Origin of the sequence: Nocardioides sp., from assembly GCF_030150155.1 — a bacterium.
Classification (GTDB): Bacteria; Actinomycetota; Actinomycetes; order Propionibacteriales; family Nocardioidaceae; genus Nocardioides.
Map to the genome: position 1 here is coordinate 55,402 of NZ_JASLGR010000026.1, position 13,828 is coordinate 69,229.

Genomic DNA, 13,828 nt, shown 5'->3' on the forward strand with positions numbered 1-13,828 from the left:
ACCCATGACCGCTGGTATTCGCGTCGCAGCCCTCGATGAGATCCCCGAGGGCGAGGGCATCGCCATCGACGCCTCGGTGACCGGCACCGAGGACAACATCGCCCTCCTCCGGGACGAGGACGGCGAGGTCTTCGCCCTCAACGACACCTGCACCCACGAGATCGCCTCGCTGGCCGAGGGCTGGGTCGAGGACGGTCACGTCGAGTGCCCGCTGCACTCCTCGCGGTTCTGCCTCAAGACCGGTGCGGTCGAGGGCCTGCCGGCGACCAAGGACACCGTCGCCCACCGGGTCGAGGTCCGTGACGGCGAGGTCTACCTGTTCCCGGGCGAGAAGCCCGGTGAGACCTCCGGTGAGTGAGGTGACCGGCCCCGCCGCGGGGACCGTCGGTCGGATCCTCGTCGTCGGCGGTGGCATCGGCGGCGTCTCCACCCTCGCCGCGCTGCGTGCGGGCGGGTACGACGGCGAGCTCGTGCTCATCGACCGGGCGGCGTTCCCCTACGACCGCCCGCCGCTGTCCAAGGCGTACCTGGCCGGTGAGTGCGACGTCGAGGACCTCGCCCTGCAGCAGCCCGGCTGGTACGCCGAGCACCGGATCGACCTGATCACCGACGCCGACGTGACCGCGATCGACCCCGAGGCCGGGACCGTGACCGTGTCCCGCGACGGCGCGGTCACCACCCTGACCGGCGACCGGATCGTGCTGGCCACCGGCGGACGGGCGATCGTCCCCCGGATTCCGGGGATCGACTCGCCGCGGGTGCACGTGCTGCGCACGTTCGCCGACGCCGACGCGCTGCGCGCCCTGCTGGTGCCCGGCGCCCGTGCCCTGATCGTCGGTGCCGGCCTGATCGGGGCCGAGACCGCCTCGACGGCCCGCGAGCTCGGTGCCGACGTGGTCCTGGTCGACCCCGTCGACCCGCCGATCGCCGCCGCGGTCGGGCCGGACCTGGCCCGCTGGCTGCACGACCAGCACGCCGTCGCCGGCGTCGAGACCGTCGCCACCACCCTGGAGGCCCTCCAGGAGGGTCCCACCGGGATCGTCGCCCAGCTCGCCGGGGAGACCGGCACCGAGCCGGGCCGCGAGTTCGACGTGGTGCTGGTCGGTGTCGGGATCACCCCCGACACCGCCCTGGCCGAGGCCGCCGGTCTGGAGGTCGACCGGGGTGTCCTGGTCGACGCCGGCCAGGTCACCTCGCACCCCCGGGTGCTGGCCATCGGCGACATCGCCCGGCTGCGCGACCACGGCCGGACCGAGCACTGGGAGGCCGCTCAGCGTGACGGCCAGCGGGCGGCGGCGACGCTGCTCGGCACTGCCGTCCCCGCCGCTGCCTCCCTCGACGCCGCCTCCTGGTTCTGGTCCGACCGCTACCACCGCCACGTCGAGGGCGTCGGTGTGATGCGGGCCGCCGACGCCGAGCACCAGGTGCTGCGCCGCGGCGAGCCGACCGTGGACGAGGGCCCCGGCTTCTCGCTGTGGACCCTCACCCCGACCGACGCCGAGGGCCGGGTCCGGGTGCTCGGCTGCGCGGCGGTCGACGACCCCAACGCCGTCCGTGCCGCCCGGCGCCTGATCGATCGCGGCACCGCCGTCGACCCCGCCCAGCTGGCCGACCCGAACGCCAACCTCCGCGCCCTGCTGCGCGGCTGAGACCGAGAGCACGAGGGAGAGACCCATGACCCACTCCGTGATCGACGAGCCCGACACCGCCTCCGACGGCCGGGCCGGACAGCGTGCCGATCGTGACCTGCACTTCGAGGTCGAGCAGTTCTACTACGAGGAGGCCGAGCTCCTCGACGACGGCCGCTACGTCGACTGGCTCGACCTGCTCGCCGAGGACCTCGACTACTGGATGCCGACCCGGACCAACCGGCTGCGTCGCCAGCAGGGGCTGTCCATCGCCGCCCGCGGCGAGGCGGCGTTCTACGACGAGACCCGTGAGTCCCTGGCCTGGCGGATCCGCCGGTTCGACTCCGGGATGGCCTGGGCCGAGGACCCGCCCTCGCGCACCCGGCACCTGGTCACCAACGTGCGGGTCCGGCACGCCGACCCGGCCCTCAACGAGGGGTTCAGCGCCGACGACCTGGTGGTGAAGTCGAACTTCCTGGTCTACCGCACCCGGCTCCAGCGCGAGGAGAACCTCTTCGCCGGCCAGCGCACCGACGTGCTCCGCCGACTGCCCTCGCCCGAGGGCGCCACCACCGGCCGTCTCCAGGTGGCGCGCCGCGAGATCCTGCTCGACGTCAACGTGCTGGCGTCGAAGAACATCTCGACCTTCTTCTGAGCCCCTCTCCCGAGCTGAACCTCGATCCTGAAAGAGCATCACGTGACCATCACCCAGCACACCGTCGCCACGACGTACGGCGAGGTCGTCCTGCACGACGCCGCTGCCGCCCCCACTGCAGGACCCGATGCCCCGGTGCTGGTGATGCTGCACGGCGGGGGGCCGGGCGCCTCGGGCCTGGCCAACTACGAGCACAACCTGCCGGCCCTGACCCAGGTCTTCCGCGTGATCCTGCCCGACGCCCCCGGCTTCGGCGGCTCGGTGCGGCCGACTCAGGAGCAGCTCGACGCCGAGTCGATCACCCAGATCCACGTCAACGCCACCATCGCCGCGCTCGACGGTCTCGGCGTCGACAGCTTCGTCCTGCTCGGCAACAGCCTCGGCGGCGCCGCCGCGATCGCGATCGCGCAGCAGCACCCCGAGCGCGTCTCCCGCCTCGTCCTGATGGCGCCCGGCGGCGGCTGGCTGCCCTTCGGCCCGACCCCGACCGAGGGCCAGAAGGAGATGTGGAAGTACTACAACGGCGAGGGTCCGACGCTGAAGAAGATGAAGTCCTTCATCGGCGTGATGACCGCGCAGCCGAAGAAGTGGGCCGAGACCGCCCAGGCGCGCTACGAGGCGTCGCTGGAGGAGTCCCACATCGAGTTCTACCACCGGCTCAACGACCACTTCGCGAAGCGTCGCGGGATGGACCCGCTGTGGATGCAGCTGCACAAGATCAAGGCGCCGACGCTGCTGCTGTGGGGCCGCGACGACCGCACCATCACGCTGGAGGGGTCGCAGATGATGCTCAAGTACATCCGCGACGTCCAGCTGCACGTCTTCGGCACCTGCGGGCACTGGGTCCAGCTCGAGCGCCAGGCCGAGTTCGAGCACCTCGTCACCACCTTCGGCGCCCGGTCATGACCGGCTGGCTCGAGGGCGACGTCGCCCTGATCACCGGCGGCGGCTCGGGGCTGGGCCGCAAGGTCGCCGAGCGGTACGTCGCCGAGGGCGCGTCGGTGGTGATCGTCGGGCACGACGCCACCCAGCTCGAGGAGACCATCGCGGCCCAGCCCGACCCGTCGCGGTGGATGGCCGCGGTGGCCGACGTACGCGACACCGAGGCGCTGCACGCCGCGGTGGACGCCTGCGTGGAGCGGTTCGGGAAGCTCGACACGCTGGTCGCCAACGCCGGCATCTGGGACTTCCAGCGCCAGCTCACCCGGCTGTCCGGGGCCGAGCTCGGGGCACTCTTCGACGAGCTGATGAGCATCAACGTCAAGGGCTACCTGCTCTCGGCCGAGGCGGCCTGGCGTGAGCTGGTCAAGACCCGTGGCTCGATCGTGATGACGCTGTCGAACGCCTCCTTCTACGTCAACGGCGGCGGCCCGGTCTACACCGCGGCCAAGCACGCCGCCCTCGGCCTGGTCCGCGAGCTCGCCTACGAGCTGGCGCCCAGCGTCAGGGTCAACGGCGTCGCGCCGGGCGGGATGAACACCGACCTGCGCGGCCCCGCCGCCGTCGGTCTGGAGACCCGCTCGATCGGGGCCTCGTTCGCCAAGAACGCCGGCTCCAAGGCGGTCATCCCGCTGCACGACAGCTCCACCGACCCGGGGGAGTTCGTGGCGCCGTACGTCCTGCTGGCCTCGCGCCAGGCCTCGGTGATCACCGGTGAGGTGATCTCCGCCGATGGTGGCATCGGTGTGCGTGGCTTCGCCTCGCCCGCCGGTGGGGACCATCTGTCCGATCTCGTCAACGCCGACACGGCCGACACGTCAGTCACGGGAGAGAACGCATGACGGTCAACATCAACCCCGCTGCCGCGGTCGCCACCAACGCTCAGTACTTCGGTGACGACCTGGTGCTGCGCTACGAGGGCGGCGACCTGACCTACGCCGAGCTCGACGACCGCGCCGCGCGGCTGGCCACCGTGCTGGCCGAGGGTGGCCTCGGCACCGGTGACCGGGTCGCCTACGTCGGCCTGAACTCGTCGTCGTTCGTGCTCACCATGCTGGCCGCGTTCCGGCTCGGCGCGATCTACGTGCCGGTGAACTTCCGTCTCGCCGGTCCCGAGCTGCAGGCGGTCCTGGAGCGCTCCGGCGCGATCGCCGTGGTGGCCGAGGAGGGGCACCGCGAGCTGATCGACCACGTCGCCGGCCAGACCGCGCTGCGTCGCTTCCTCCTGGTCGACGACGACCCGTCGGTGCCGGCTCCGGCCGAGCACGACGGCTGGGAGGGGACCTCGGGTCTGATCGCGGCCGCCGAGCCGATGGCGACCGTGATCGACCGCGGCTTCGACGACCCCGCCGCGCTGCTCTTCACCTCGGGCACCACCGGTCTGCCGAAGGGCGTCGTGCTGACCCACGGCAACATCTGGTGGAACTCGGTCAACGTCGACACCCGGCTCGACGCGCGTCGTGGCGACGTGACGTACGCCGGCGCCCCGCTGTTCCACATCGGCGCGCTCAACTCCTTCGCGCTGCGGATGATCGTGCGCGGCGGCACCGTGGTGGTGGCCCGCACGTTCGACCCGGAGCGATTCCTGGCCGACCTGGTCGAGTTCAAGGTCAACACCATGTTCGTGGTGCCGGCCATGCTCAACGCGGTGGCCCACGTGCCGCACGTCTTCGAGACCGACTTCAGCGCGCTGCGCTCGGTCGTCGTCGCCGGTGCCCCGGTGCCGCCCGCCCTGATCGCCGAGTTCGCCGCCCACGACGTCCTGCTGCAGCAGGCCTGGGGGCTGACCGAGACCGCGCCGTTCGCCACCCACCTGCCCGCCGAGATGACCCTGACCAAGGTCGGCTCGGCCGGGATCCCGATGCCCTACACCGAGGTCCGCGTGATCGACGCCGCGACCGAGGAGGAGGCCGAGCCGGGTGTGCCGGGCGAGGTGATCGTCCGCGGTCCGAACGTCACCCCGGGCTACTGGAACAACCCCGAGGCGACGGCTGCGGCCTTCGACGAGGCGGGCTGGTTCCACTCCGGTGACATCGGCTACCTCGACACCGACGGCTACCTCTACATCGTCGACCGGCTCAAGGACATGATCATCTCCGGCGGCGAGAACGTGTACCCGGCCGAGGTCGAGCGGGTGCTCTCGGCGATGCCCGGCGTCGCCGACGTGGCCGTGATCGGCACCGCCGACGCGCAGTGGGGCGAGACCGTCGTCGCGGTGGTCGCGCTGACCCCCGACGCCGACGAGCTGACCCTGGAGCACGTCCGGGAGTTCGCCGCCTCCGGGCTGGCCCGCTACAAGCTGCCGCGCCGGCTCAGCATCGTGCCGGCCGTGCCGCGCAACGCCTCGGGCAAGCTCGACAAGGTCGCCATCCGGGGGCTGGTGTCATGACCGGCCGGGACGGCTTCGGTGTGGTGGTGGAGCCGACGTTGGTGGGGCGGCTCGGGTCGACGTACCCGGCGTCGAAGCACGACGTCGAGCTCCGCCTCGACCTGGCAGCCGTCCCCGCCGGTGGGCTGGCGGGGGTGCTGCGGACCGAGTCCGACGCCGTCCTCGCCGCCGACCCGACGATCCGCAAGGTCGTCTTCGCCGCTCCGGCCGGCGACCTGGAGGTGATCGGCGCCGCCGAGCAGGCCGGATTCCGGTACGTCGTCGACGTCGACCTGCCGGGCCTGGAGCTCTCCCTCCTGGTCCGCGAGCCGGGCTGGGTGACGCAGGTCGACATGGACCTGGACCGCGTCCCCACCTGACCGACTTCCGGGTTCACCACCGCCCACTTCCGGGTTCGCCACCGTCGACTTCCGGGTTCGCCACCGCCGACTTCCGGGTTCGCCACCGTCGAGTTCCGGGTTCACCACCCGGCGTCGATCAGAGCGCGAGGGTGCGGGCTCGGCCGCGCCCGACCGGGCGGGCCGTGCTCAGCGCGTGGCTCGCCGAGGACGCGATCTGGCGCAGCAGCGGCTCCAGCCGGGCCTGGTCGAGCCGACCGGCCGGGACGCTGACCGAGATCGCTGCGACGGCGATGCCGTTCGGGCCGAAGACCGGGGCGGCCAGGCAGGCGAGGCCGGGGACGACCTCCTCGTCCTCCCGCGCGATGCCGGTGGAGCGGACCGCGATCAGCTGCTCCTGGAGCCGGTCGTGGTCGGGCACCGTCGCGGTGGTGAACCTGACGATCTGGCGGGCCAGGGTGAGCTCGAGACCGTGCGGGTCGAAGGCGAGCAGGGCCTTGCCGACCGCCGTCGCGTACGCCGGCACCCGACCGCCCACCCGGGTCGGGCTCTTCACGTGCCGGTGCCCGAACAGCTTGGTCAGGTAGACCACGTCGGTGCCGTGCAGCGCGGCGAGGTGGACGGTCTCGTGGGTGGCCTCGTAGAGGTCGGTGACGAACGGGGTGAGCTGGTCGCGGAGCCGATCGTGGTCGGCGGCGTAGACCGAGCGGCCGAGCTCGGCGAGCCGGGTGCCCAGCCGGTAGCTGGTGCCGAGGCGCTCGACGACGCCGTTGCGCTCCAGCATCTGGAGCACCCGGAAGGCGGTCGACTTGGACAGCTGGGCGCGGCGGGCGAGCTCGCTGACGCCCACGCCGGTGGCCGACTGGTCGCCGAAGGCCACCAGCAGGCTGATCGCCTTGTCGACCGCGGCGCGGTCGTCACGGGCGGAGCCGACCTGGTCCGTCGCCGCGGGCCCTGTCGCCTCTGGCGCCCCTGTCCGCTCCGTCGCCGACGAGGGCGCGGAGCGCTCTCGAAGCGCGGTGTCGGACGTCACCGTTCGAGTGTCCGCCCCGCCCCAGGGTCTGTTCAAGGAGACACGAGTCCAACATAATGGACGTCGTGGGAGAGGTGGAGAGGGTCGGGGAGCAGCGCGATGAGTGACCATCAGCAGCTCGTCGCCCGCAACATCAAGCGATTCCGGGCCGAGCGCGGCCTCACCATGTCGGAGCTGGCGCGCTCGGCGGGTCTGTCGAAGCAGACGCTTTCGACCATCGAGGCCGGTGGCGGCAACCCCACGGTGGACACGTTGGCCCTGCTCGCCCGGGCGCTGGACGTCTCGATGCGCCGTCTGCTCACCGAGTGGGGGACACCGGTCTTCGTGCAGCGCCGTGACGATGCCGAATGGGTCGACCATCAGATCTGGACCGAGCGGCTGATGTCGGAGGTCTACGGCTCGGGCTACATCCGCACCCTGCTCACCCGTCTGGAGCGGACCTCGGAGAAGCCGGGCGTGGTCGACAGCCACGTACCCGGCACCCTGCATCACCTGTACGTCGTCACCGGCCGGGTCCGGGTAGGGCCGGTGCGTGAGCCCGTGGACCTCGGTCCGGGCGACTTCGCGCGGTACCCGGCCGACGTGCCGCATGTGCTGGCGGCGCTCACCGAGCGTGCCACCGCTGTGATCGTCAGTTCCGAGCCGCAGCTGCGCCAGACCCGGCCCGGGAGCAGGTAGCCCTTCGAACGCCGAACGGGACGATGGTCGATCGACCACCGTCCCGTTCGATCAGGCTCGGATCGGCTCAGCGCGACACGGCCGTCATGACGCCGAACCCGGCGATGTACTCGCGGATCGGGCGGTAGTACGTCGAGGTGACGTCGTACGGACCAGCGGCGGCGAGCGCGGAGAAGGCCGCCACCCAGGTGCGGACCTCGTGCGAGGAGTTCCCCGCCTCCTCGGTCATCTGGGCCGGGTTCATCGCGTCGATCGGGCTCAGGTCGCCCGAGGCGAGGACCGCCATCAGGGCCTGGTCCCACTCGGGGTTGATGTCCTTGATCGTCGCGGTGCCGGCGGCGAACGCCTTACCGGTGCGGATCACGTTCTGCTGGCGGGCGTCGCGGGCCTCGGCGGTGGGGTGGCGGCCGTTGAGCAGCAGCGCCCGCTGCGGCTCGGTCGCGGTGGCCCACTGCGGCACCGGCGGGTCGTGGGAGAGACCGCCCGAGCCGATCACCAGCACCCGCTCGTCGGGTAGCGTGGCCAGGAAGGAGCCGATCGCCTCGCCGAGCTTGCGCACCCGCGACATCTTCACGAACGGCTTGGCGACGCCGTTGACGAAGACCGGGATGGTCGGCACCGTGTCGATCCCGTCGAAGAGGATCTCCAGCGGCTGGATCGCGCCGTGGTCGACCTCCATCTTCCGGGAGATGGCGATGTCGAGGTCGCGCTCGGCGACCCATTCGGCCATCGCCTCGGAGATCGAGGTGGGCACGTCGAGGGGGCCCTCGGTGGTGTTGTAGTCACCGACCCCTTCGGCCTGGTAGCCGATGCAGAACGGCGGCATCAGGTCGTAGAAGAAGCCGTTGTAGTGGTCCGGAGCGAAGGAGACCACCAGCGTGGGCTGGTAGTCGGCGACGAAGGCACGCGCGGTGGCGAACGCACCGTCGACCTCCGCCTTGATCTCCGGTGCGGGGTCGTTGAACTCCAGCAACGGGCTGTGGGACATCGTGACCAGAGCGAGGGTCATCGCAGGGCACCTGCTTCTCGGACGGCGGCCAGCGTGGCCGAGGACTGCTGGGTCAGCGCCGCGGCGGCGATGAAGTGGTCGGGTCGGAGCACGACCAGGCCGCAGGCGCGGACGTCGAACCAGCGCTTGAGAGCGCCCGAGGTGTCGCCGACGACCGTCACCGGGGCGGCGGAGTCGGCGTACTTCTTCTCGGCCCAGTGGCGCTGGGTCTCGGGCATGAAGGAGACCAGGCGGATCCGGTGGCGCCGGACCAGCTCGAGGTCGTCGGCAGTGAGGTACGCCGTGGGGTCGGTGCCCCAGGTGGCCAGCGTCCACCAGTCGCCGGTGACCTCGTCGAGGAGCACGTCACGGCGCTCGTCGACGTTGACCCGCGGCTGGATGAACTGCAGGCCCACTGGCGAGGTCTCGCCGGCCGAGTCCACGAACGGGGCGAAGCGGGACTTCTTGAAGCCGGCCTCGGCCGTGCCCGGGGTGAGCGTGACCTGGTCGACGACGACGCCGGCGGCGTAGCGCGGCATCGGCTTGAAGCGGAGCTCGGTGAAGTACGACTTCGCCTTCGGCAGCAGGTTGAGCGCCGAGGCGGAGACGTCGCGGACCTTGCCGCCGAAGCGGCCCATCTTCATGATCGTGCCGGCGGCCATGTTGACGTCGATCATGTCGGCGACGTGCTGGTAGCGCTCGGCGGTGTAGGTGTCGAGCAGCGCGTCCTCGGCGTCGCCGGCCAGCACGGCGGTGAGCTTCCAGGCCAGGTTGGTGGCGTCGCGCATCCCGGAGTTCCAGCCCTGGCCGAGCCAGACCGGCATCAGGTGGGCGGCGTCGCCGGCGATGAAGACGTTGCCCTTGCGGAAGCTCGACGCGACCCGGCCGTGGTGGGTGAAGACCCGCTGGTTGATGATCTCCAGGCTGTCGGGGTCGGGCACGAACCGCTCCAGCAGCGAGCGCCGGAAGTCGGCGTCCTCGACCAGCGCGCTGTCCTCGTCGTCGTGCAGCATGAACTCCCAGCGCCGGATCCCCTGCGGCAGTCCGATGGAGACGTACGGGCGACGCGGATCCGCGCCGAGGTAGACGTTGGGGGCCCCGATCGGGTCGTTCTCGACGTCGAAGACGACCCAGCGGGTCGAGGGGGACTTGCCCTCGAACTCGACGCCCATCCACTTGCGGGTCGGCGAGCTACCGCCCTCGCAGCCGACCACGTAGCGCGCGGTGAAGGTCTCGGTGCCGCTCACGGTGCCGTCGGGGGCAACCAGCTCGGCGGTCGCGGTGACGTGGGTGCCGTGGTCGGTCAGGTCGACCACCCGGTGGCCGAAGCGCAGCTCGGTGCCGTCGAACCGGTCCAGGCCGGCGGCCAGCTCGCGGTCGACCAGGGGCTGGATGAAGCCGTGCTTACGCGGGTAGCCGAACTCCTGGGTCTGCGGGTCGTTCGTGGCCAGCACCTGGCCGGTGCCGTTGACCAGGCGTACGACGTGGTGCGGCACGGTGAACTGCTCGATCTCGCTCCACAGGCCGGCGGTGGCCAGGGTGCGGATCGCCTCGTCGTCCAGGCCGACGCCCCGGGGGTAGTCGATCAGCTCGGAGCGGGCCTCCAGCACCAGGGCGCGGTGGCCGCGGGTGCCGATCAGGTTGGCCAGGGTGAGGCCGACCGGGCCGGCACCGATGACGAGGACGTCAGTGTCCAGCGACGTCCGGGTTTCCCCCGCGCGAGTTCCGGGTTCGCCACCGTCGAGTTCCGGGTATGTCACGGTCGCCGTCCTCAGTTGTTCGTCACGAAGTCGACGACGAGCCGGTTGAACTCGTCAGCGTGCTCGATCATCGCCCAGTGGCCGCAGCGGTTGAGCAGCACGAGGCGTGAGTTCGGGATGTCGGCGAGCAGGCGCAGGCTGACCTCGTAGGGGAGCACGCGGTCGTCGCGGCCGTGGATCAGCAGGGTCGGGGCGGTGATCGAGGGGATCAGCGAGCGGTCGACCTTGATCGGGATCGGCGCGCCATGCGGCAGGCCCTCGACGTAGTTGGTCAGGTGGTCGGGGCGTGAGAGCGCGCCCTCGGAGCGGGCGGCGGTGAGCTCGGGGGTGGCGAACCGGGCGTTGTCGTAGGTCATCACCTCGACGAGCGCCTTCATGTTCTCCGGGGTGGCGTCCTTGTAGGCCTTGATCAGGACCTTGAGGCCCTCGCTCGGCGCGCCGGCGGGGGAGAAGAGGCTGGCCGGGCCCTTGCCCAGCGAGGCGCCCATCGTGATCAGGTGCGAGACCCGCTCGGGGTGCAGGGTGGTGAACCAGACGGCGGTGTGGGCGCCCATCGAGTTGCCCACCAGGGCGGCCTTCTCGATGCCGAGGGCGTCGAGGATGGCGAGCAGGTCGGCGGCGTGGTTCATCTCGACGGTCTTGACGGCGTCGGACTCGCCCCAGCCGGGCATGTCGGGGGCGATCACGTGCAGGCCGGCAGCGGCGAGCACCTCGATGTTGCCGGAGAAGTTCGACCAGCCGTGGGCACCGGGGCCCGAACCGTGCAGCAGGACGACGGGGGTCGCACCCTGCTCACCCGCCTCGTAGTACCGGACGTGAACGCCTGAGGGGAGGGTGAGGTCGCGGGTCGCGGCTTCCTTGGTGAGCGCCATCTTCGTCTCCTAGGTGCTGTATTTGCACTACCTCAAGCGATAGTTACACGATGTGACGTAGACCATGCCACCACCGGACCGGGTGAGTGTCAAGTCTTCTGTGCTGTCAGATGGCCCGGAATCCGCACCAGATTCCGGGCGCGGGCGCGGAGGGGCGCGACGCGGCGCGGGCGCGCGAAGGCGCTCCGAGGCGTGGTTGAGCGGATCGGAGGGTGGTGTGCCAGGGTGTCTAGTGCGCAGGGTGCGCCGGGTGCGTCGAGTGCGCCGGGGGTGCCGGCGCGACCTGCGGGCGGATCAGCCCAGCAGACCCGCGAGCCGCTGGGCGGCCTCGGTCAGGGCCGGCACCGCGGCGTCGGCGATCTCCTCGCGGTGGGTGATCAGGTTGAGGCAGGCCCGGGGAAGGCCCTCGGGCAGGTCGATGGGTACGGCGACGCCGTACGCGCCGGGCTCGACCTCGCCGAAGGTGCTGGCGAATCCCTGGGCGCGGGCCTCGGTGACGCGCGGGTCCTCAGCAGGCAGGGCGGGTCCGGCGGCCAGCAGCGCGACCCCGCCGGCGGCCCGCCGGATCGGGTGACGGCCGCCGGTATTGAAGGCGAGGTGGTACTGCGAGGTGGCTGGCGAGACCACCGAGAGGGCGACCGCCTCCTCGCCCTCGGCGATCAAGAGGGTGACGGTGGCGCCGAGCCGCTCGGCCAGGTCGCGCAGGATCGGGTCGGCGGCGACGCGCAGGGTGCTGTGCACGCCGGAGGCCAGTGCGGCCACGCCGCTGCCGATCCGGTAGCGCCCGTCGGGCATCCGCACCAGGAACTTGAAGTCGGCGAGTGTGGTCAGCAGCCGCGAGGCGATGGTGCGGTGCACGTCGAGCTGGGTCGCGATCTCGCCGATCGCTGCGCCCTCGGGTGCCAGGGCGACGAGCTGGAGGGCACGCAGTCCGCGCGCCAGTGTCTGGGCCCCGGGGGCGGGTCGTGCCTCGCTCATGGGGGCTCAGCGTAGACCGCTCGTCGCACCAGCCGGTCGGCGTACCGAATTGTTGCTGTCGAGGGGGTTGACAGTTCTGTGTCGCAGAACACACTCTTGCCCAAGCAAAAATCGCACTTTGTAGTGCGTTATTTACACACCGAGAGTTGAGCAATGGACCTGACCGAGGCGATCCGCCGCAATCCGATGAACCGCTACCAGTGGCTGATCGTCGGCCTCTGCATCGTGCTGACGATGATCGACGGCTACGAGATCCTGATCTCGTCGTACACCCTTCCGGCACTGACCGAGCACTGGAGCCTGGACAAGGGTCAACAGGGGCTGGTCGCCTCGATCGGTACCCTCGGCATCGGCGTCGGTGCTGTCGGCCTGAGCCCGCTCGCCGACCGGATCGGTCGTCGCCCGCTCACCCTGGCCGCCCTCGTCGTGATCGTGGTCGCGATGACGCTGGGCGGTCTGGCGCAGAGCTTCGACGGCTTCCTCGCCTTCCGCTTCTTCGCCGGCCTCGGCCTCGGCGCGATCATCGCGTCGATCTCCGTGCTGGTCTCGGAGTACGCCAACGCCGACCGGCGCGGTCTCGTGATGGGCGTCTACGGCATCGGCCTGCCGCTCGGTGCCGCGCTGGGCGGCTTCCTGTCCAGCACCCTGATCGACGCGTTCAGCTGGCGCGGGCCGTTCTTCTTCTCCGCGATCCTCACCGCCGTCGTCGCCGTGGTGGCCTTCGTCGCGCTGCCCGAGTCGGTCAGCTTCCTGGTGCAGCGTCGCCGCAGCGGTGACCTCGCCACCTACAACCGGATCGCCGCCCGGATGGGCGTCGCGGCCGCCGCCGAGCTGCCCGCGCCGCCGGCCCGCATCCAGGAGGGCGGCTTCGTCCGCCAGGTCTTCTCTGGCGCGATGCTGCCGCGGACCCTGCTGCTGTGGATCTCCTACGCCACCCTGATCGCGGCGTTCTACTTCGCCAACGGCCTGACCGCCAAGCTCGTCACCGAGACCACCGGCAACCCCGACTTCGGCATCCGCGCCCAGGCGATGGTCGCCGCCGGCGGCATCCTCGGCGCGCTCGCCTTCGGCCTGCTCGCCCGCCGGATCCCGGCCCGCCTGGTCACCGGCATGATCATGGCCTTCGGCGTGATCGTCTTCTTCGCCTTCGCGGCGTTCTTCACCGACAAGACGATGGTGCTGATCCTCGCCGTCCTGGTCGGCTTCGCCGTCAACGGTGGCGTCGCCGCCTACTACGGCATCAGCCCGTCGATCTACCCGGTCGCCATCCGCGCCGCCGCGGTCGGCCTGATGATGGGCGTCGGCCGGATCGTCGCCTTCTTCGCCCCCAACATCGCCACCTTCCTCCAGGAGCACGGCTTCACCCCCGAGGACCTCTATCGGCTGTACGGCGGTGTGCTGGTCGTCTCCGCGATCGCGGTGACGGCCCTCCACCTCACGTACCGGGGCTCCAAGGACGCGATGGACACCGAGGCCGAGGCTGCTGAGGCCGCCAGTGCTGCCGTCGAGGTGCCCGCGCGCTGAACGCTGTGCGGAACTGAGCACTGAGGCTCGAGTGCGGACTCGAGCA

At 71.1% G+C, this 13,828-nt stretch carries 14 protein-coding genes; 9 read left to right on the top strand and 5 right to left on the bottom strand.

The annotated features are described in order from the left end of the window. Positions 1-4: 4 nt before the first annotated feature. From Q1V88_RS06845 to Q1V88_RS06875, 7 genes are read left to right on the top strand one after another with little or no spacing between them, the layout of a single operon-like run. On the top strand, positions 5-358 hold the full coding sequence (locus tag Q1V88_RS06845) for a non-heme iron oxygenase ferredoxin subunit (protein ID WP_300679691.1): 354 nt from the start codon (positions 5-7) through the stop codon (positions 356-358). Continuing rightward, positions 351-1,649: an FAD-dependent oxidoreductase gene (locus Q1V88_RS06850; protein ID WP_300679694.1), complete on the top strand. Its 1,299-nt coding sequence runs from the start codon at positions 351-353 to the stop codon at positions 1,647-1,649. Before Q1V88_RS06845 ends, Q1V88_RS06850 begins: the two co-directional genes overlap by 8 nt. 25 nt (positions 1,650-1,674) lie before the next feature. Beyond that, positions 1,675-2,283 (top strand): 3-phenylpropionate/cinnamic acid dioxygenase subunit beta, encoded by a 609-nt coding sequence (locus Q1V88_RS06855; protein ID WP_300679696.1) that lies wholly within the window; start codon positions 1,675-1,677, stop codon positions 2,281-2,283. Positions 2,284-2,325: 42 nt separating this feature from the next. Beyond that, positions 2,326-3,189 (top strand): alpha/beta fold hydrolase, encoded by an 864-nt coding sequence (locus Q1V88_RS06860; RefSeq protein WP_300679699.1) that lies wholly within the window; start codon positions 2,326-2,328, stop codon positions 3,187-3,189. After that, entirely contained in the window at positions 3,186-4,064 is an 879-nt protein-coding gene (locus tag Q1V88_RS06865; RefSeq protein WP_300679701.1) for an SDR family NAD(P)-dependent oxidoreductase, read from the top strand. Before Q1V88_RS06860 ends, Q1V88_RS06865 begins: the two co-directional genes overlap by 4 nt. Next, positions 4,061-5,611: an AMP-binding protein gene (locus tag Q1V88_RS06870; protein ID WP_300679703.1), complete on the top strand. Its 1,551-nt coding sequence runs from the start codon at positions 4,061-4,063 to the stop codon at positions 5,609-5,611. Before Q1V88_RS06865 ends, Q1V88_RS06870 begins: the two co-directional genes overlap by 4 nt. After that, the gene (locus Q1V88_RS06875) at positions 5,608-5,970 is read left to right on the top strand and encodes a hypothetical protein (protein WP_300679706.1); all 363 of its coding nucleotides are present in this window, start codon (positions 5,608-5,610) and stop codon (positions 5,968-5,970) included. Before Q1V88_RS06870 ends, Q1V88_RS06875 begins: the two co-directional genes overlap by 4 nt. A gap of 118 nt (positions 5,971-6,088) precedes the next feature. Here the strand turns inward: Q1V88_RS06875 and Q1V88_RS06880 are convergent, their stop codons facing one another. After that, entirely contained in the window at positions 6,089-6,982 is an 894-nt protein-coding gene (locus tag Q1V88_RS06880; protein ID WP_300679707.1) for an IclR family transcriptional regulator, read from the bottom strand. 99 nt (positions 6,983-7,081) lie between these two features. On the opposite strand from Q1V88_RS06880, the gene Q1V88_RS06885 reads away from it, so the two are divergent. Further along, entirely contained in the window at positions 7,082-7,660 is a 579-nt protein-coding gene (locus Q1V88_RS06885) for an XRE family transcriptional regulator (protein ID WP_300679709.1), read from the top strand. A gap of 67 nt (positions 7,661-7,727) precedes the next feature. Here Q1V88_RS06885 and Q1V88_RS06890 read toward each other — a convergent pair whose 3' ends face one another. The 4 genes from Q1V88_RS06890 to Q1V88_RS06905 all read right to left on the bottom strand — a co-directional run bounded on the left by Q1V88_RS06890 (position 7,728) and on the right by Q1V88_RS06905 (position 12,258). Further along, positions 7,728-8,669, bottom strand: a complete 942-nt coding sequence (locus Q1V88_RS06890; RefSeq protein ID WP_300679711.1) for a 3-carboxyethylcatechol 2,3-dioxygenase — start codon at positions 8,667-8,669, stop codon at positions 7,728-7,730. Continuing rightward, the gene (locus tag Q1V88_RS06895) at positions 8,666-10,408 is read right to left on the bottom strand and encodes a bifunctional 3-(3-hydroxy-phenyl)propionate/3-hydroxycinnamic acid hydroxylase (RefSeq protein WP_300679713.1); all 1,743 of its coding nucleotides are present in this window, start codon (positions 10,406-10,408) and stop codon (positions 8,666-8,668) included. Before Q1V88_RS06895 ends, Q1V88_RS06890 begins: the two co-directional genes overlap by 4 nt. Before the next feature lie 11 nt (positions 10,409-10,419). Then, the gene (locus Q1V88_RS06900; protein WP_300679715.1) at positions 10,420-11,280 is read right to left on the bottom strand and encodes an alpha/beta hydrolase; all 861 of its coding nucleotides are present in this window, start codon (positions 11,278-11,280) and stop codon (positions 10,420-10,422) included. A gap of 294 nt (positions 11,281-11,574) precedes the next feature. Beyond that, the gene (locus Q1V88_RS06905) at positions 11,575-12,258 is read right to left on the bottom strand and encodes a helix-turn-helix domain-containing protein (RefSeq protein ID WP_300679718.1); all 684 of its coding nucleotides are present in this window, start codon (positions 12,256-12,258) and stop codon (positions 11,575-11,577) included. Between the two features lie 153 nt (positions 12,259-12,411). Between Q1V88_RS06905 and Q1V88_RS06910 the strand changes: the two genes are divergently transcribed. Continuing rightward, positions 12,412-13,782: an MFS transporter gene (locus Q1V88_RS06910; RefSeq protein WP_300679721.1), complete on the top strand. Its 1,371-nt coding sequence runs from the start codon at positions 12,412-12,414 to the stop codon at positions 13,780-13,782. The last annotated feature ends 46 nt before the right edge of the window (positions 13,783-13,828 follow it).